This is a genomic window from Rheinheimera texasensis DSM 17496 (assembly GCF_000711985.1).
Taxonomy (GTDB): Bacteria; Pseudomonadota; Gammaproteobacteria; order Enterobacterales; family Alteromonadaceae; genus Pararheinheimera; species Pararheinheimera texasensis.
Genome location: NZ_JONU01000007.1, coordinates 334,223 through 354,410, shown reverse-complemented (window position 1 = coordinate 354,410; position 20,188 = coordinate 334,223). Strand labels below are relative to the sequence as shown.

Genomic DNA, 20,188 nt, shown 5'->3' with positions numbered 1-20,188 from the left:
CCTGCAGGCTTTTTTCTGCTGTTTTAAGGAGTGATTGATGTCTGCCAATATCGCCAAACGCCGTCTTGATTATCAGCGCGCCACTTATCAGGTGCAGCAAATTGAACTCGAGTTTGAACTGCACCCGACGGCCACCCGCGTACTTGCAGTCAGCCAGTTACAGCGCCATGTTGTCGGAGCGGACACGCTGTGGCTGGATGGCCAGCAGCTGACACTGGTGTCGCTGCAAGTGAATGGTGTGGAGTGGTCGCAGAAAACGCAGAATGACGACGGTATCTTGTTGTCTGGACTACCCGAGCAATTTGAGCTGAAGGTACGCACAGTGCTGGACCCCGCTGCCAACTCAGCGTTAGAAGGGCTGTATTTATCCAATGGCGCCTACTGTACCCAATGTGAAGCTGAAGGATTTCGCCGCATTACTTTTTACCCGGACCGGCCCGACGTCATGGCGGTGTTTACCACCCATATCATTGCAAACGATTCAATCCCATTTTTATTATCCAATGGCAATCTGATTGCGAAACATCAGCTGGCCGATGGCCGCGTGCGGGTCAGCTGGCATGATCCATTTCCAAAACCCAGCTATTTATTTGCTCTGGTCGCTGGTGACTTTGACGAACTGTGCGGTGACTTTGTCACTCAAAGTGGTCGCCAGGTTGCGCTGAAGTTCTATGTTGATAAAGGCCAGGGGGCTAAAGCAACTTTTGCGCTGGAGGCACTCAAGCGGGCAATGCGGTTTGACGAAGAGGTTTATGGCCTTGAATACGACCTCGATATTTACATGGTCGTCGCCGTCGATTTCTTTAATATGGGCGCGATGGAAAACAAAGGTCTTAATGTCTTTAACAGCAAATTTGTACTGGCTGACGCGGCGACGGCCACAGACACCGACTACTTTAATATCGAAAGTATTATCGCCCACGAGTATTTTCATAACTGGACCGGCAACAGAGTCACTTGTCGTGATTGGTTTCAGCTCAGTTTAAAAGAAGGCCTGACCGTCTTTCGCGACCAGCAATTCAGTGCGGCGATGGGCTCTGCCACTTTATGCCGGATTGATGCGGTGAAAACTATCCGTACTGCGCAGTTTGCCGAAGACGCCAGCCCAATGGCGCACCCAATCCGTCCCGATGTGGTGGAGGAGATGAATAATTTCTACACTGTGACTGTGTATGACAAAGGTGCTGAAGTGATCCGGATGCAACACACGCTGCTGGGGGCCGAAGGCTTCCGCCGTGGTATGGATTTGTATTTTCAGCGACATGACGGCCAGGCTGTCACCTGCGACGACTTTTTGGCCGCGATGCAGGACGCCAATCAGGTTGATTTAGGTCAGTTTAGCTTGTGGTACAGCCAGTCTGGTACGCCAGAGTTGACTGCGAAGCTAGAACAAACTTCAACAGGCGTGCAGTTACACCTGCAACAACAGACACCAGCCACCGCAGATCAGCCAAACAAACAACCTGTGTTGTTGCCACTGCGGTATGAATTACACGACGCAAATGGCCGGATTGAAACCGGTATTCTGCAATGTTCAGGAGCACAGCAGGTATTTTGTTTTGACGGTTTGAAGATGCCGGTAGTCCCGGTTTTGCTGGCCGATTTCAGTGCCCCGGTGAAGCTGAACTACGCCTATCAGACCGATGAATTATTGTATCTGTGTCAGCATGCGCATGACGGCGTGGCGCGCTGGGATGCCATGCAGCAATTATGGTCTGATTTAGTCCGACAGTCGGTGCAACAACAGCAAATTGCTACCATACCGGCGCAAATGCTCGATGTGTTGCGTCAATTCATTCAGCAACCACTTGCTGATCTGGCTTTTACCGCCGAACTACTGACGTTGCCGGGATATGACACGCTGGCCGAACAATATGCCGAAATCCCGGTAGAAATGATTTTGTCAGCTTTGGAGCATTATCAACAGCAGCTGGCTGAAACTTTTGCTGCTGACTGGCTGGCACTTTATCAGCGTTTGTTGCCTGTGCCTTATGTTTACACAGAACAACAAGTTGGCTTAAGGGCACTGCGCAATACTGCACTGCGTTATTTGCTGCGTTGCAACAACACGCCAGCGTCGCTTTGGCAGCAGCAGTATACCGAAGCTGACAATATGACCGACAAACTGGCAGTATTGCAGGGTTTAGTTAGGGCCGGACACGCTGAGACGTCGCGGATGTTGCAACAATTCCTGCAGCAACATGGCGATAACGTGCAACTGTTTGATAAACATTCTGCGTTGGTGGCGTCTATTGGCGATAACAGTGTATTCGGACTGATGGATATGGTGGCGCAAACTGCGTTATTTGACTGGAAAAATCCAAACCGGGTGCGGGCATTGTACGCAGTATTTGGTCAGCAGAACCCGGCCATGTTCCATCAGGCCGATGGCGAAGGATATCAACGTCTGACGTCGGTGATCGCAAAAGCTGACAGTATCAACCCGCAACTGGCCTCCCGGCTGGTAACGCCGCTGCTGTCATTCCGGCGTTTTGCACCGAAACGTCAGGCACTGATGCGTCAGGCTCTTGAACAACTGAGTCAGCAACAACTGAGCCCGGATCTCAGTGAAAAGCTGGGTAAAGCGTTGCATGGCTGAGCGGTGTTATCGTTTCAGGTTGTTACTCACGGCAGAGCAGGTGCTGAGTTATTATCAGGGCCAGGTTACTGCAGTGGTGGTGCAGGCCGATAACGGCCTGCGCGTTCAACTCGATTTACGCCATTTTCGCCGTTATTTTCAACATTCGGGGCTCGACGGTCGTTTTGAGTTGTTTACTGACGAAAACGGTAAGTTTAAGGCCCTGCAGAAAATAAATTAGAGTGAATACTTTAAACGCCAGATTAAAACCTGACCGTGTCTTTTACACTTTTTGCTTTGTTATTTCAGCAAGTTAAGTATTTTGTCAGCACAGGTGCAGCCTTCAGTTAAACTGATAGGGGGAGTGTTGCTGGCATTGCCTGAGGCAAACGGCAAAAACTAAAGGTAAATCAACAGATTTACCCAACTTGAAGCCTTGCGCCCTCCGGAAAATGATGTAATTATTTCTGCTACGTGCGCAGAGATCAGAGCAGTTGATCAAAGCGACCGATTACAAAAACAAAATATACCTGCAGGGACAGGGGGGAGAATCGAACATGAACAAAAGGCCTTTAGCCTTCACCAAAAAGCCATTGGTGCTTGGTGTCGCGTCTGCACTGTTAGCCTTGTCTGCAACGTCTGCTCAGGCAGCCAACTTCACGTTGGGTGATGATGTCGAAGTTGTATTTGACTCAACCTTTTCATATGGTGCCAGCTGGCGGGCAGAAGACCGCAACTGGGACACCATCAGTAAAGTCAACCATCCGCGTTTTAACTGGACTGGTTATAACGCCGCGACCAACGTGATTTATCCATCTTCTGAAATTTGGGCTCAGCCAGGCGGATATTCGTCAAACGGCGATGCCGGTAACCTGAATTACGACAAAGGCGATATTTTCTCCGAGCTGTTTAAAGGCACCCACGAATTATCAATTACCAAAGGCGACTTTGGTCTGTTCACCCGTTTTATGTACTTCTATGACGCTGCTTTAATGGACAACGAAGGTGCATACACCAATCCGGTGTCCGGCAATCGCGTCGATCCATGTCAGGACGATGACGCCCGTGATTTAGCCTGTCGCGACGTGCGTTTACTTGATGCTTATGTATTTGCCAATTTTGCACTGAATGACGGTGCCAACCCGCTGTCAATCCGTGTCGGTGAGCAGGTATTAAGCTGGGGTGAAAGTACCTTAATCCAGCACGGTATCAACATCACGCCAATCGACGTGGGTATCGCCCGTCTACCGGGTGCTGACTTAAAAGAAGCTTATATCCCGGTCGGTATGGCCTGGGCGTCTTTGGGTCTCACCGAGCAGCTGTCTGCTGAAGTGTTTTATCAGTACGACTGGCAGAACAGCTACCTGCCGGTGCCTGGCACTTATTTTTCCACCAACGATTTCGCCGGTAAAGGCGGTTACAACCAGAACATTCAGTTAGGTTTTGCCGGTAACCCGGATCTTGACCTCAGTACTTTACTGGCTGGGTTAAACGGTATCGGTAATGGTGTCAAAGCTGCGATGGCTGTGTTGCAAAACCCGGCAGCGACAGCAGCTCAGAAAGCTCAGGCACAAGGTAGTCTGACCCAACTTTCTGCGGCTTACCTGGCTTATCCAACCAAAGTGACACTGCGGCCAAAAGGCAGTGCCGGTGAAATTGAACCAAGCGATTCTGGCCAGTATGGTCTGAAACTTGAGTACTTCTCACCAGAACTCGGTGACACTGAGTTTGCGCTATACCACATGAATTACCACAGCCGTACACCGGTGATTTCAGGTATTGCGTCTGATTTCCGTACTGCTGCAATTCAGTCAGATATCGCTTATATGGCGGCCAATACGCTGACTGCTGATAACGTCAGCAACCTCAATGCAATGTCAAAAGGCTTAATTGAATATCCGGAAGACATCAAACTGTACGGTTTCAGCTTCAACACTACCTTAGAAGGCACTTCTATTGCCGGTGAACTGGCGTATCGCCAGGACGAGCCGCTGCAAATTGATGACGTAGAAATTCTGTACGCTGGTATGCCGGAACAGCTGGCCAACGCCGGTATTCGCCCTGATTTAGCCGGTATTTCGCAAATTGGCCGTTTTGATGGCAAAAAAGTACAACCAGGCCAGTTCGCACAGGGGTATATCCTGAGCGACACCATGCAGGCGCAATTAACTGTGACCCATTTATTCGGCCCTGTACTGAATACTGACAACTTTACTGTCCTTGCGGAGATCGGTGGTATCGATATTAAAGATATGCCGGCGCAAGACGTGTTACGTCTGAACGGTCCGAATACTGACCGCAGCGGTTACCCACTGATGGGCACCAATGCACAGGGTCAGCTGATTTCGAAAACCGGTCTGCACACTGGTGTATCAAACGGCGCGGAAACGAACCCGTTCCCGACCAAATCAGCCTGGGGTTACCGCCTGGTTGCTATCGCCAACTACAACAACGTATTGGCCGGCGTCAACCTGACTCAGCGTCTGACGTTCTCGCATGACGTCAACGGTATTACGCCAGACCCGCTGTTTATGTTCTCAGAAGACAAAAAGGCCCTGAGTTACTCGCTGGCTTTTGACTATCTGAACGCCTGGTCGGCGGAATTATCGTACAACGCGTTCTTTGATGGTGTTGGTACCACGAATAACACCGAAGACCGCGATTTCGTGTCATTTAACATCAAATACTCTTTATAAGAAGGGACGAGACAGAATTATGAAAAAACTCACCCTGTTATCGAGCGCGATTGCGCTGGTACTGAGCTGCTCGGCTGCAGCAAAAATTAGCCCGGATCAAGTTGCCCGCCTGGGTGCTGATTTAACGCCGCTCGGCGCGGAAAAAGCTGGTAATAAAGATGGTTCCATCCCGGCATGGGAAGGTGGTATTACATCAGCGCCAGCCGGTTATAAACCGGGTGATCATCACCCGGACCCGTTTGCCGGCGATAAAGTACTGTTTACCATCGATAAATCTAATCTGGCAAAGTACAAAGATACGCTGTCGCCAGGTCAGTTAGCGTTATTTGATCTGTACCCGACTTACAAGATGAATGTGTATCAGACGCGCCGCACCGCGTCTTACCCGCAGTATGTCTACGATGCAACCAAAAACATCGCCGGCAAAGCGGAGTTAGTGCAGGGCGGTAACGGCATCATCAATGCGGCTATCGGTATTCCGTTCCCAATTCCGGCGAATGGTCTGGAAGCGATTTGGAACCATACCGTGCGTTATCGTGGTGTTGCAGCAAGCCGTAACGGTGGTCAGGCCGCACCGACGGCCAGTGGCGACTACACACTGATCGGCTTTGACGAACAAATCATGTTCAAATATTCTGACAAAGCCGCCACGGCAGAAGCTTTACAGGCAGAAAATATCCTGTTCCGCTTTAAACAAAGTGTCACCACACCAGCGCGTCTGGCCGGTACCGCACTGTTAGTGCATGAAACCATGGATCAGGTGAAAACGCCACGTCAGGCCTGGACTTACAACACAGGTCAGCGTCGCGTGCGCCGCGCACCGAACGTTGCCTATGACGCGCCGGGTACGGCATCAGACGGCCTGCGTACTACAGATGACTTCGATATGTTTAACGGCTCGCCAGATCGCTACAACTGGAAGCTTGTTGGCAAAAAAGAAATGTATATCCCGTACAATAGCTACAAGCTGCACAGCAAAGATGCCAAGTACGCTGATATCTTAAAACCTGGTCATATCAATCCTGAATACGTGCGCTGGGAAAAACACCGCGTCTGGCAGGTTGAAGCCACGTTAAAAGACGGTATGCGTCATGTGTATGGCAAACGTGTGTTCTTTATTGACGAGGACAGCTGGCAAGTTCATGTCGCAGACTTGTATGACGCGCGTGGCGAGTTATATCGCGTTGCCGTGGCACACGGTCTGAACTACTACGAAGTGCCAACGCACTGGAGTACGCTGGAAGTCTATCATGATCTGAATTCACGCCGTTATATCGCTATCGGTCTGGATAACGAAGACAAGATGTATGATTTCTCAGTGAAATTGTCTGACAACGACTTCACGCCAGCTGCGCTGCGTCGTGAAGGCACGCGGTAAGACAAGGTTGTATGAAAAAGCGGTTGGCTTCTTGCCAACCGTTTTTGTTTCAAATCTCATCTCGAGTAAAGACTCTAATGAAGTTTAAATTATTATCCGGCCTGAGTTTGTTATTTACCTTATGGCCTGCGCTGGCACAAACCAGCATCAAACCGCAAAGTGCTTATCTGCTGCCGCATGCAGAAAAATCAGTGCTGACTGATCTCGTGCGTGTGTCAGCAGATATGCTGGTGGCTGCCGGAGAGCGCGGTCATATTTTGCTGAGCAAGGACGGTAAGCAGTGGCAACAAAGCCCAACACCATTGCAGTCCAATCTGAATTCAGTGTTTTTTGTCAATCCAAGCCACGGTTGGGCCGTCGGGCATGACGCCAGTATCATCGCCAGTAAAGATGGCGGTCACACCTGGCAGCTGCAGCAGTTTTTGCCGGAGCTGGATAAACCACTGTTTGATGTGTATTTCACTGATGAACAACAAGGTTTTGCCGTTGGCGCTTATGGTCTGTTTTACCGCACCAAAGACGGCGGTCAGTCCTGGCAGCAGCAATATCATGCGGAGCTCGCCAACGCTGATGATCAGGCCTTGCTGGCTGAATTAAAAGATTCTGACCCTGAAGCTTATCAGGCAGAGCTCGGCTCAGTGCTGCCACACATCAACCGGGTATTTGCCACCAAAGATAAGTTAGTGATGGTCGGTGAGGCCGGCTTCTGGGCAATCAGCGCCGACGGTGGCAACAGCTGGCAGCGTCAGCCGGAATTTTACAACGGCTCGTTGTTTTCTATCGCGCAATCGCCAAAAGGCACTTTATTTGCTGTAGGCCTGCGCGGCCATGCTTTTCGCAGCAGCGACCAGGGCCAGAGCTGGCAGCAACTGAGCTTATCGTCACCGGCTACGCTGAATTCAGTGGTCGCCACTGACTCGCACATTTGGTTGTTTGGCAACAGTGGCGTGATTTTCCAAAGCCGGGATGATGGTCAGAGCTTTCAGTTAGTCCCGCAGACGGAAGGCAAAGCTGTACTGAATGGTTTAGTCGTCGGCGCGGATTTAGTGCTGGCCACGGAAGTCGGTATTAAAACAGTGCAACAAGTGGTAAGCCAATAATTATGAGTGCAAATCGTTTTATCAATAAATGTGAGTACGCGCTGTTCCGCCATCGTGGAGTGGTGGTGATCGCTTTCGTACTGGCAACTTTGTTCCTGTTGTTTAAAGCCAGTCAAATCAAGCTGGATGCGGCTTTTACCAAGAATATTCCGTTAGCTCACCCGTATATGCAGACCTATATGAAGCATGCCAAGGATTTTGGTGGTGCTAACAATATACTGATCTCAGTGTGTGACGCGTCAGGCAATATTTTTAACCCGAATTTTTTTGATACTTTCCGCAAAATCCACGACCAGGTGTATTACATGCCGGGTGTTGACCGGGTGTTGGTCAAGTCGTTGTTCAGCCCCAGCACGCGGTTTGTTGAAGTAGTTGAAGACGGTTTTGCCGGGGGGCCGGTCATTCCGGCCGACTTTACGTCGGATGAAAAAGGTCTGGCGATAGTACGCCAGAACGTCGACAAAGCCGGCATCGTTGGCCGGATGGTGGCAGATGACTACAGCTGCGCTATGGTGACGGCACAGCTGCAAGAAGTTAATCCGGATACGCTGGAAAAACTCGACACTATTGCTTTTGCCAGCCAGCTGGAAAAAGAAGTCCGCGGCCAGTTTGAGAACGACAAAATCACAGTCCATATCATCGGTTTTGCCAAGATGGTCGGTGATGTGGCGCAAGGCGCTAAAGGCGTACTGGTGTTTTTTGCCGTGGCCATTTTCATTACAGCCATCATGGTTTACATGTTCTCCCGCTCAATAAAGCTGACGTTATTGCCAATCGGCTGTTCGCTTATTGCAGTGATCTGGCAGATGGGGTTATTGACCGTGGTCGGCTTTGGTATAGACCCGATGTCGATTTTGGTGCCATTTTTGGTGTTTGCCATTGGTGTCAGTCACGGTGTTCAAATGATTAACGCTACGGGAAAAAATATTGCAGCGGGGTTAGATGCCAAAACCGCAGCCCAAGCAAGTTTCCGTAAACTGTTGATCCCGGGCGGCATTGCGTTGCTGTCTGATACTGTTGGCTTCCTGACTTTGCTGGCTATTGATATTGGTGTGATTCGTGAACTGGCAATCACGGCCAGTTTAGGCGTTGGCGTCATCATTCTGACAAACCTGATTTTGTTGCCAGTGCTGATGTCCTACATCAAATTCAGTGATAAATATGTGGCGGCTGTGTCAGCACCAACACCAAAGGCGGATAAATTTTGGCATCTGCTGTCGGCTTGTACTGAGAGGAAAGTTGCAGCGCCAATTTTGTTGCTGACCGCTGCGCTGTTTGTTTTTGGTTATCAGCAAAGTAAAGAGCTGAAAATCGGCGATTTACATCCGGGGGCTGCGGCATTGCATACTGACTCCCGATATAACCAGGATACTTTCCTTATTACAGACCGCTATGCCATTTCTGTTGATTACATCAATGTGATGGTGGAAACGGACGCCAACGGCTGTACCTTCCATCCGATCATGGAAAAAATCGACCAGTTCCAATGGCAGATGGAAAACGTGCCTGGGGTGCAAAGTGCGGTGTCACTCGCTTCGGTGTCGAAGACCATCAATGCCGCCTTTAACGAAGGTAACGTGAAGTGGCGGGTGCTGCCACGGACCACGGAATCTCTGGTGCAGTCATCGAGCCGGGTGGAAACCAGTACCGGCCTGTTAAATCCGGATTGTTCGGTGATGCCGGTCATTCTGTTCCTGCAGGACCACAAAGCCGAGACCATTGAAAAAGTCGTGGCGGAAGCCAAGCGCATTGCTAAAGAGCTTGGTACAGAGCAGACTAAATTTATGCTGGCATCCGGCCCGGTTGGCGTCATGGCTGCAACTAACGAAGCCGTTGCCGCGGCACAGGACCCAATGACCTGGTATGTCTATGCAGCAGTCATAGCCTTGTGTTTATTAAGTTTCCGTTCGGTTCGGGCAACGACAGCAGTCATCATTCCACTTTATGTGGTGACTATGCTGGCGACTGCGCTGATGACTTATCTGGAAATTGGCCTGACAGTGTCGACTTTACCGGTGATTGCGCTGGGTGTTGGCATTGGTGTGGATTACGGCATTTATATCCTGACCAATATGACCCAGCCACTGCGCGATGGCGTACCGCTGCGTACCGCCTATTTTAACGCGTTGAAGTCGACCGGTAGTGCCGTACTGTTCACTGCTGTGACGCTGGCGATTGGGGTCAGTACCTGGGTATTCTCAGCACTGAAGTTCCAGGTTGATATGGGTATCCTGCTGACCTTTATGTTTGTCGTGAACATGCTGGGTGCAGTGTTTGTCCTGCCGGCACTGGCAGCTTTTTTCTGGCCACAGCGCAAATAATCCGGCCGACCAGGGCAAAAATGCATAAAGATGCAATTCGCATCTTTATGCAAAAATCCTTATACAAATGGCCGAAAGGCCATTTTGTTATCTAATCCCGCTGAATATCTTGTCAAATCTGGCTTTTAGCTCTGGTACAACCAGTCACAAAGCCAGAAATAAAGCTCGAAAAGCACTACAATTCTCAATAAACTTCGCACCTGACACGCTCTGTATACTATGCACAAATGTCATGCTCCCCCCCGGGCATAGACAACAAAAGGATACAAAAATGGCACTGATAGACGGTCAACCATCTGTACTACTACAAAACGTAAGCAAGTTAATTCGTCAGAAAGTCAAAGATCAGGTCGACCTGGTTGAAAAATTCGCCTTCACCTTATACGGCAATGTTGCGCATGATGACCTGGTAGGTCGGATTGACAGCGACTTGTATGGCGCAGCATTAAGCCTGTGGCAGTCACTCAATGCTCACCACAGCGACGACGCCATGATCCGGGTATTTAATCCGGAGATCGCCAAACACGGCTGGGAATCCAAGCACACTATCGTGGAGCTGGTGATCAAAGATATGCCGTTCCTGGTGGATTCACTGCGTATCGCGCTGAATCGCCACAACATCACCGCCCATTTGTTATTGCATCATCCGCTGCAGACCTTCCGCGATGACAAAGGCAATATTACCGAATTTCACAAATTAGGTACAAAAGCCAATCCGTCAACCAAGCAAACAGTCTTCCATGTTGAAATCGACCGGATGACCGACAAAACGGCGATGGACCAACTGACCGCAGAATTAGCTTCTGTGATGCAGGATGTATCTTTGGCTGTGACAGACTGGCAGCCAACCCGCGCTAAGCTGGAACAGGTGATTGCTGATTTACCGAAGAATGCCGGATTAGCATCTGCTGAGCAGTTACAGCAGGCGACCGATTTCCTTAATTGGCTGGTGAAAGATAACTTCACGTTGTTAGGTTACCGCCAGTACGCCATAGTGCCTATTTCCGGCGACTACAAAATTGAAGGCATTGCTGACAGTGCACTGGGTTTAATGCGCCGCAGCACGTCGCGTGACTTAATGTTAAGCGACTTGCCGGATGTCGCCCGCAAACAGGCGCTGAGTTCGGATTTACTGATCCTGACCAAAACCAACAACAAGTCCCGCGTACACAGACCTGCTTATATCGACTACATCGGTATCAAACGTTTTGATGCCAAAGGCCAGGTTGTCGGTGAAGACCGTTTCATCGGTCTGTATTCCAGTTCGCTGTATAACAACAGTGCGGCTGACATTCCGCTGCTGAAAAACAAACTGGCCAAAGTGATGGAGCAATCCGGCTTCGCGGTCGGTACCCATGCTTACAAAGCCTTGCTGAATATTCTGGAAACTTATCCGCGCGATGAATTGATCCAGGCTGATCACGACGAGCTGTTAGAAGTTGCCACCGGCGTGTTGCAGATGCAGGAGCGTGACATGACACGCTTATTTCTGCGAAAAGATGCGTTTGGCCGCTTTGTTTCTGCCATGGTGTATGTGCCGCGTGAGCGCTACAACACGCAGCTACGCAAAGACACGCAAAAGATCCTGCAAGGCTTCCTTGGCAGCGACGAGCCGGTGGAATTTACCACCTATTTCTCTGAATCCGTGTTGGCACGCACCCACTATTTTGTGCGCATCAACGACAGCACAGTCGAGTTCAATGTGAAAGAAATCGAACAAAATCTGATTGAAGCCGCCCGTACCTGGGAAGATAAATTGGCCACTGCGCTGGTCGGCAGTTTTGGTGAAGTGCGCGGCCGCGAGCTCAGCAATAAATATGTCAATGCGTTCCCACGCGCTTATAAAGACGAAATGCTGCCAAACGATGCTTTAGTTGATATCGCCAAGCTTGAAGCATTAAGCGCCGACCATCCGCTGGAAATGCTGTTTTACCGGCCACAGGAAGAGTCGGCTGACAGTAAAGCAGTAAGGTTGAACCTGTTCCACAAAGACAGCCCAATCCATCTGTCAGACGTGTTACCGATGCTGGAAAACTTCGGTTTACGTGTCATCGGTGAAACGCCTTATGCCGTGCGTTGCCCGGATGGTTCTGTCAGCTGGGTGCTGAATTTCAGCATGGAAGTGAATGGCAAAATGCCTGAGGACTTTGAAAAAGCCCAGCAGCTGTTCCAGGAAGGTTTTGATAAAGTCTGGAAAGGCGATTTAGAAGATGACGGTTTTAACCGTTTAATTCTGGGGGCAGGCCTGACCGGCCGTGAAGCCTCGTTATTACGCGCCTTCGCCAAGTACAAACGTCAGATTGGTGGTACTTTCAGCCAGGCCTATATCGAATCGACGTTCGGCCGTTACCCGCAACTGGCGAATCTGTTGGTGAAACTGTTTAACAGCAAGTTTGACCCGGCGGCAACAGGCAGCAGTGATGCTACCGCCGCTATTGAAGCTGACATTCTGGCGCAGCTTGAACAAGTAGCCAACCTCGATGACGACCGCATTATCCGCCGATTCCTCGCCATTATTCAGGCCATGGTGCGGACCAACTACTTCCAGAATGCCGCTGATGGTTCACAGAAGCCGTATATCTCGTTCAAAGTACGTCCGTCGCTGATCCCGGATATGCCGCTGCCGCTGCCATTCTTTGAGATTTTCGTGTATTCACCGAAAGTCGAAGGTGTGCATTTACGTTTCGGTAAAGTGGCGCGTGGTGGTCTGCGCTGGTCTGACCGTCGTGAAGACTTCCGCACTGAAGTTTTAGGCCTGGTTAAAGCGCAACAGGTAAAAAACACTGTGATTGTACCGGTCGGTGCTAAAGGTGGTTTTGTCTGTAAGAAACTGCCAACCACAGGTGGCCGCGAAGCCTGGCTGAACGAAGGCAAAGCCTGCTACCGCACCTTTATCCGCGGTTTATTGGATATCACAGACAACATCATTGCCGGTGCTATTGTGCCGCCAAAATCAGTGGTGCGGCTGGATGAAGACGACCCGTATCTGGTGGTTGCAGCCGACAAAGGCACTGCGACATTCTCTGACATCGCTAACGGTATTTCGCTGGAATACAACCACTGGTTAGGCGACGCTTTTGCTTCAGGCGGCTCCAACGGCTACGACCACAAAGGCATGGGTATTACCGCACGCGGTGGCTGGGAATCGGTCAAACGTCACTTCCGTGAAGTGGGTATTGATTGTCAGACCACGGATTTCACCTGTGTGGGTATCGGTGATATGGCCGGTGACGTATTCGGTAACGGCATGCTGTTATCTGAACATATCCGCCTGCAGGTCGCGTTTAACCACATGCACATTTTTGTCGACCCGAATCCAAATGCGGCCGCCTCTTTTGTTGAGCGTCAGCGCATGTTCAATCTGCCGACCTCAACCTGGGATGATTACAATAAAGAGCTGATCTCTGAAGGCGGTGGTATTTTCCTGCGTAGCGCCAAATCGATCAAACTGACGCCACAAATGCAGCAAATGCTGGGCGTGACTGTCGCCAGCCTGACGCCGAACGAATTTATCCGTGCTGCGCTGATGATGGAAGTCGACCTGATTTGGAACGGCGGGATCGGTACATATGTCAAGGCTTCTGATGAAAGCCATGCCGAAGTGGGTGACCGGGCATCAGAACCGCTGCGCGTCAACGGTAAAGAAGTCAAAGCCAAGATCATCGGTGAAGGCGGTAACTTAGGGACCACGCAGCGTGGCCGTATCGAATACGCCATGAACGGTGGCCGCATCAACACAGACTTTATTGATAACGTCGGTGGTGTCGATTGTTCAGACAACGAAGTTAACATCAAGATTCTGTTGAACGCCCTGGTCGCCAGTGGTGACATGACGCTGAAACAGCGTAATGACTTGCTGTACAGCATGACCAACGACGTTGCGGATATCGTGATCAGTGACTGTTACCGTCAGACCCAGTCGATTTCAGTGTCGATGCTGTTAGGTGCTGAGCAGTTAAAAGAGTACACCCGCTTTATCCACGCGCTGGAAAAAGACGGCAAGCTGAACCGTGAGCTGGAATTCCTGCCAACGGATGAAGCATTGGCTGAGCGCATGGTAAAAGGTCAGGGCCTGACCCGGCCGGAAATGTCGATTTTAACGGCCTACGGCAAAATGGTGCTGAAAGAACAACTGGTAACACCAGAAGTGTCAGAAGCGCCGTATTTCAAACAGTTACTGCTGGGTGCTTTCCCGCCGGTGCTGGTGGAAAAATTTGCTGCAGAGATGGAAACCCATCCACTGAAAGCCGAAATTATCGCGACAAAACTGGCGAATATGCTGGTCAATGACATGGGCGCCAACTTCGTGCAGCGCATGATGGAAGAAACAGGCTCCAGTGTGTCCGAAGTTGCCATCAGTTACGCCATTGCCCGCGACCTGTTTGACTTGCCTGGCATCTGGGGCAAACTGGAAGCGCTGGATACCAGCATTCCGGCTGAACTGCAAACCCGTTTACTGTTCCAGTTACGCCGCACTATGCGCCGTGTCACCCGCTGGTTCCTGCGTCATCGCAATAAGGCACTGAGCATCGCCGATACTGTAGGCTTCTTTAAACCTGCGCTTGCACGCATCAGCGAAAATCTGGACACCTTATTGGCGCGTGCTGAAGCCGATTCACTGGCGCTGTATGCGCAGAAGCTGCAGGAACAGCAAGTACCGGCCGAAGTGGCCCGTTATATGGCGCAGCTCAGCACTGTGTTCTCGGTGATGGATATTGCACAGGTAGCGGCTGCTGAAAAGGCCGACCTGCTACTGGTCGCAGAAATCTACTTCAAGCTTGGCGACAAGCTGGATTTACACTGGTTCCTGGAGCAAATCACGCAGCAACCGGTAGCTAACCACTGGCAAGCACTGGCACGTGCCTCGTACCGCGAAGAGTTGGATTGGCAACAACGTGCCTTAGCCCAGGTGGTCGTGCACAGTTGCAATGGCAGTTGCGTAGCGGACGACGTGGTTGCCAACTGGCTGATTGCTAACGACGCTATTCTGGCCCGTTGGCGCCTGATGCTGGCTGAGTTCAAAACCACGAAGAGCCATGAGTTCGCCAAGTTCTCAGTCGCGCTGCGTGAGCTGATGTTATTAAGCCATCACTGCGATTCAGTGAAATAAGCAGGTGGCGGGCATTCAACCGCAGACTGTAAAGAAAAACTTCTGTCAGTCCTGACAGAGAGGTAAAATGCCCCGCAATTCGCGGGGCTTTTTTTAAGGAAATTCTATGTTTTATCAGTTGGCGCGTGCTGTGATGTTCCAAACGGACGCGGAGAAATCCCACCATTTCGCGCTGGAAAGCCTCAAACGGCTGCAACACACACCACTCAATATGTTGTGGTCGCAGCAGGTGTCGTCAAAGCCGGTGACAGTGGCCGGTATCATTTTTGACAATCCGGTAGGCCTGGCTGCAGGCCTGGATAAAAACGCCGACTGTATCGATGCTTTTGCCGCCATGGGTTTTGGTTTTATTGAAGTGGGCACAGTGACCCCAAGACCACAGGCCGGCAATGACAAACCGCGTCTATTCCGTTTACCTCAAGCCGATGCAATTATCAACCGGATGGGCTTTAACAACAAAGGCGTCGACTATCTGGTCGAAAATGTCAAAAACAGCCGGTATAAAGGGGTGCTCGGCATCAATATCGGTAAAAACAAAGACACGCCAAACGAGCAGGGTAAAGATGATTATGTCGCCTGTATGCGTAAGGTTTATGTCCACGCCAGCTATATCACGGTGAATATTTCCTCGCCCAATACGCCGGGTCTGCGCGACCTGCAGTTTGGTGAAGCCTTGCTGGATTTGCTGGTTGCAGTGAAAAACGAGCAGCTCGATTTAGCTGCCAAACACGGCAAATACGTACCGGTATTTGTCAAAATTGCGCCGGACATGGATGCGGTGGCGGTTGAACAAGTCGCCGAGACTTTGCTGCGCAGCAAAATGGACGGTGCTATCGCCACTAACACCACGTTGGATAAAACGGCAGTGGCTACTTTAGAGCATGGCAATGAAATGGGCGGTCTCAGCGGTCAGCCGGTCCGGCAAAAAAGCACACAAGTCATCAGACAATTGCGCCAGGCGGTCGGCGCTGATTTTCCGATCATCGGTGTCGGTGGTATCGACAGTGCTGAAGCGGCGCAGGAAAAATTCGCTGCCGGCGCTCAGCTGGTACAGGTCTATACCGGCTTTATTTATCAGGGGCCGGCGCTTATTAAACAGATCGTCAGCGCCTTATAACGATCCTGATCTGATCAAGGTGGGCTAGTGCAAAACAGTATTTAAAGCCTTGATCGGATTGCGTTATAACAGCGTTATCAGAAATCTGTAGTCGGACTCATGGTGACAGAACCACATTTTGACTGGCATTGGTGTGAGCAACAGGGCCAGCTTTGTTTAAAAACAGCGCAAGGCTTACACCGTACGCCGCTGCCGTGCCGGAGAGACTTGCCGCAACCAGATTTTACTCTGGGACAGGCGGAGTTGTACTGGCAGAGCCTGTTTGCGCTAGAGGCTTTGCACTGGCCAGCGGAGGCGGTGTTCGCCGCTTGCATTGACGCTGTGGCGCACCTCGAATTTGGTGTGGCGGATGCGCATAAAAGTTTTTACCTGCAAAATTCGCATAGCCACCAGCATCCGGCATCTTTTGATTTAGTTTCGTTGTGTGGCAAAAATCAAGCGTTGGCACTGGTACTGGATTCGTCGGCCACCCAATGCCGGCTGATGTTGTTGACTGAGCTGGAAACCCTGACCGGCCGCATATTCAGTGCCGGTCATAGCTTTAGCAGTTTGCACGATCGACTGAGCCCGTACCACCCACCACAAGCACCATGGCGTAAATCGGCCTGATCTGGTCGGAGATCTGTATTTATTGCTGAAAACATCGGCGGTTCTTTTGATAAAAGCTAGGCAGTCGCGTGCAGATCGGTAAAAATACGCCGTTAACAACAAATACAGGTAACGGGTGTGAAGACTGAAATGCAGAATTTTGATGAGATCCGGCCGTATTCGGATGCCGAAGTACCGCAGGCGATCGAACAAATCATTTCAGATCCGGAGTTTACCGCGGCTATTATCCGCTTCAAATTTGGTAAAGCCTTTGGTGGGCTCAGTAAGCTGTTGAGTCCGTTATTGGGTTGGTATCTGCGTCGGCATTGGCGCCGCCTGCAGACGGTGCAGGACGTACAACGTTATGTATCTGGTTATCTGGAGCAGGCGCTGCAACACACCACTGATGGCGTCAGTTGCAGTGGTCTGGAAACATTGCCAAAAGATCGGGCCTATTTGTTTGTCTGTAACCATCGCGACATCGCGATGGATCCGGCATTGGTCAACTGGTGTCTGCACCTGAATGGTTTTGAGACTGCACGCATCGCCATAGGTGACAATCTGCTAAAAAAACCTTGCGTTACAGCGCTGATGAAACTGAATAAGAGTTTTATCGTGCGCCGCAGTGCCAAAGGCCCGCGCGAAATGCTGAAGGCACTGAGTCAATTATCTGCTTATATCCGCCATTCGTTATCTGAAGGCCAGCATATCTGGATTGCACAAAAGGAGGGGCGGGCAAAAGATGGTTTTGACCAGACAGATCCGGCAATCTTGAAAATGTTTTATATGGCTGGCAAAGCTGATGGAATTGAGTTTGCTGACTATATGCAGCAGCTTAACATTGTGCCTGTCGCCATCTCGTATGAATATGACCCTTGTGATGAAGCCAAAGCGCTCGAGCTGTATCAACGAGCTGAAGATGGCGGTTATCAAAAAGCAGAATTTGAAGATATCGACAGTATTATTAAAGGTATTACCGGCTACAAAGGCCGGGTTCACCTGCATTTTGGTCAGATGATCCGCGATGGTTTTGAGACACCGGAACAACTCGCTGAATTGATAGATCGGCAGATTTATCAGGGTTATAGAATTTATCCGGCCAATCAATATGCTGCTGGTGAGCAGGTCAGTGATGAACAGGCTGCCGCAAAATTTGCCGGTCGTCTGGCACATATGCTGCCGGAAATTCAAAATTATGCCCGCGCAATGTACGCCAACCCGTTAAAAAACGCGCAAAAAGTGCAGGGGCAATAAGCATGGCACGCCACATCACTTATACCTTCAAAGGCCAGCCGCGGCGCATCGCCTTTAGCTATGACAAATTCCGCGACGTGCATGAAGCCGTTGCAGCCGCTGAGGGGATAGATCTGAAAAAGTTTTTGCAGATGGAGCAGCAAATTGCCATGACCACCAAACACAAGTCAGCGATTAAAGAGTTCCGGCAAAGTGAATTTAAGCGCATGGGGTTCGCCGACATCTATCTGCATAAAGACGAGCCCGACTCAACCAGCTAAATACTGCGCTTTAGTTTGTGGATTTGTTGTGGCAGCTATCCGGAATAGCCTGGCAGCTGCTGACCGAGTGTCCAACCTTCACTGAATTCGCTGCAAACCAGCCCAGCGGCATTTCCAGTGCGGCGATCACTTCGCCCGGCGACTCATGCAAATCTTCACTATTGGCCATCATCGGCTGAATTTTAATGATGCGCCATTCAGGGTCAATAAAAGCCACATCAAGCGCCGTCGGGGTGTTTTTCATCCACAACGTCATAGGTCTTGGTGTGTCGTACAGTAACAACATGCCGTGCTTGACCGGCGCCTGTTCCATCAGGCCACGCATGCGTCGTTCCACAGTATCAGCAAGTTGCACCTGCAACTGCTGTTCGCCAGCCTGTAATGGAATAAGCGGAAAAACAGGGACTTCAGCCTGACAGGCTGCTAAAGGTAAAAGACAAATCCAAGCTAGTTGACGCATGCGATACTCCAGTTGCTGAAATCGATTGTGCCGTCCCAATGCGGTAGAAAGCAACTCAATTTTCTTCCATCATGTATCGCTACTGTTATGCTTTTTTCCTGTGTCAGCAGCAGGTTCAAGACACAAAAAAGCCGGGCGTACCCGGCTATTTAGCATGTAAATCAAAATGTTTGATTAGTTGGCGTTTAACGCCTGACGTGGGTCAACGTAACTCAGGTTCAGCGCTTCAGCAACGTGCTGATTCACCACCTGACCGTTGATCACATTTAAGCCGTTTAACAGGTGCTGGTCATCCAGTAACGCTTGTTTGTAGCCTTTGTTTGCCAGTTTGATGATAAATGGCAAAGTGGCATTATTCAGTGCAAAAGTTGAAGTACGCGGCACTGCGCCTGGCATGTTGGCCACACAGTAGTGCACTACGTCATCAACGATAAAAGTTGGTTCTGCGTGTGTGGTAGCGTGAGAAGTTTCAACACAGCCGCCCTGGTCGATGGCCACGTCAACGATTGCAGAGCCTGCTTTCATCTTGCGGATATGCTCGCGGGTCACCAGTTTTGGTGCTGCGGCACCAGGGATCAATACGCCACCGATCACTAAATCGGCTTCCAGCACGTGTTTTTCTAACGCATCAGCAGTAGAGTAAATGGCTTTGACAGCACCATTAAACTGCGCATTGATACGGCGCAGCACGTCTACTGAGCGGTCCAGTACAACCACGTCAGCACCTAAACCCACAGCCATTTGTGCTGCGTTAGTACCAACCATGCCACCACCGATAACTACAACCTTAGCTGGTTCAACACCTGGCACACCGCCCAGTAACATACCACGGCCGGCACAGGATTTTTCCAGCGCACGGGCGCCGGCCTGAATCGACATCCGGCCAGCCACTTCTGACATCGGTGCCAGCAGTGGCAGACCACCGCGACCGTCGGTGACCGTTTCATAAGCGATACAGATAGCTTTGGATTTAATCAGATCTTCAGTTTGCGGCAGATCCGGTGCCAGGTGCAGGTAGGTAAACAGGATCTGGCCTTCACGTAACATGGCACGTTCAACGGCCTGAGGTTCTTTGACTTTAACGATCATCTCTGCGATGGCAAAGATTTCAGCGGCAGTGTTTAAGACTTTGGCGCCAGCCGCCTGATATTCGGCATCACCACAACCAATACCGTCACCGGCATTGTGTTCAACGTAGACTGTGTGGCCATGTGCGACCAGTTCGCGCACGCTGGCTGGAGTCATACCGACGCGGTATTCATGGTTTTTAATCTCTTTTGGTACGCCAATAATCATAGCTATTGCCTTTTTGAATTGTTGCAGGGG

Annotated in this window: 13 protein-coding genes; 11 read left to right on the top strand and 2 right to left on the bottom strand. The window is 50.5% G+C overall.

Annotated features, from left to right (window positions below; all coding sequences use genetic code 11):
- Positions 1-37 precede the first annotated feature (37 nt).
- The 11 genes from pepN to Q399_RS0101570 all read left to right on the top strand — a co-directional run bounded on the left by pepN (position 38) and on the right by Q399_RS0101570 (position 18,402).
- Positions 38-2,599 (top strand): aminopeptidase N, encoded by a 2,562-nt coding sequence (pepN, locus tag Q399_RS0101620; RefSeq protein ID WP_031564783.1) that lies wholly within the window; start codon positions 38-40, stop codon positions 2,597-2,599.
- Positions 2,592-2,819 (top strand): DUF2835 family protein, encoded by a 228-nt coding sequence (locus Q399_RS0101615; protein ID WP_031564781.1) that lies wholly within the window; start codon positions 2,592-2,594, stop codon positions 2,817-2,819. The genes pepN and Q399_RS0101615 overlap by 8 nt, the downstream gene beginning before the upstream one ends.
- A gap of 316 nt (positions 2,820-3,135) precedes the next feature.
- Positions 3,136-5,274 carry a DUF1302 domain-containing protein gene (locus Q399_RS0101610; RefSeq protein ID WP_031564779.1) on the top strand — a complete coding sequence of 713 codons (2,139 nt, stop codon included), beginning with the start codon at positions 3,136-3,138 and terminating at the stop codon, positions 5,272-5,274.
- A gap of 19 nt (positions 5,275-5,293) precedes the next feature.
- The gene (locus Q399_RS0101605; protein WP_031564777.1) at positions 5,294-6,652 is read left to right on the top strand and encodes a DUF1329 domain-containing protein; all 1,359 of its coding nucleotides are present in this window, start codon (positions 5,294-5,296) and stop codon (positions 6,650-6,652) included.
- A gap of 77 nt (positions 6,653-6,729) precedes the next feature.
- Positions 6,730-7,752, top strand: coding sequence for a WD40/YVTN/BNR-like repeat-containing protein (locus tag Q399_RS0101600; protein WP_031564774.1), 1,023 nt, complete (start codon positions 6,730-6,732; stop codon positions 7,750-7,752).
- 2 nt (positions 7,753-7,754) lie between these two features.
- The gene (locus tag Q399_RS0101595) at positions 7,755-10,073 is read left to right on the top strand and encodes an efflux RND transporter permease subunit (RefSeq protein WP_031564772.1); all 2,319 of its coding nucleotides are present in this window, start codon (positions 7,755-7,757) and stop codon (positions 10,071-10,073) included.
- A 271-nt stretch (positions 10,074-10,344) separates the two neighbouring features.
- On the top strand, positions 10,345-15,183 hold the full coding sequence (locus Q399_RS0101590) for an NAD-glutamate dehydrogenase (protein ID WP_031564770.1): 4,839 nt from the start codon (positions 10,345-10,347) through the stop codon (positions 15,181-15,183).
- 106 nt (positions 15,184-15,289) lie between these two features.
- Positions 15,290-16,300 (top strand): quinone-dependent dihydroorotate dehydrogenase, encoded by a 1,011-nt coding sequence (gene pyrD, locus Q399_RS0101585; protein ID WP_031564768.1) that lies wholly within the window; start codon positions 15,290-15,292, stop codon positions 16,298-16,300.
- A gap of 102 nt (positions 16,301-16,402) precedes the next feature.
- Positions 16,403-16,909, top strand: coding sequence for a cell division protein ZapC domain-containing protein (locus Q399_RS0101580; protein ID WP_157836206.1), 507 nt, complete (start codon positions 16,403-16,405; stop codon positions 16,907-16,909).
- A gap of 117 nt (positions 16,910-17,026) precedes the next feature.
- A complete protein-coding gene (locus Q399_RS0101575; RefSeq protein WP_245612800.1) occupies positions 17,027-18,142 on the top strand; it encodes a lysophospholipid acyltransferase family protein in 1,116 nt (371 codons plus the stop codon).
- A 2-nt stretch (positions 18,143-18,144) separates the two neighbouring features.
- Positions 18,145-18,402 carry a DUF2960 domain-containing protein gene (locus Q399_RS0101570; RefSeq protein WP_031564762.1) on the top strand — a complete coding sequence of 86 codons (258 nt, stop codon included), beginning with the start codon at positions 18,145-18,147 and terminating at the stop codon, positions 18,400-18,402.
- Positions 18,403-18,412: 10 nt separating this feature from the next.
- Here Q399_RS0101570 and Q399_RS0101565 read toward each other — a convergent pair whose 3' ends face one another.
- Positions 18,413-18,862 carry a DUF192 domain-containing protein gene (locus tag Q399_RS0101565; RefSeq protein ID WP_051685665.1) on the bottom strand — a complete coding sequence of 150 codons (450 nt, stop codon included), beginning with the start codon at positions 18,860-18,862 and terminating at the stop codon, positions 18,413-18,415.
- A 174-nt stretch (positions 18,863-19,036) separates the two neighbouring features.
- Positions 19,037-20,158, bottom strand: a complete 1,122-nt coding sequence (gene ald, locus Q399_RS0101560; RefSeq protein WP_031564758.1) for an alanine dehydrogenase — start codon at positions 20,156-20,158, stop codon at positions 19,037-19,039.
- Positions 20,159-20,188: the final 30 nt, after the last annotated feature.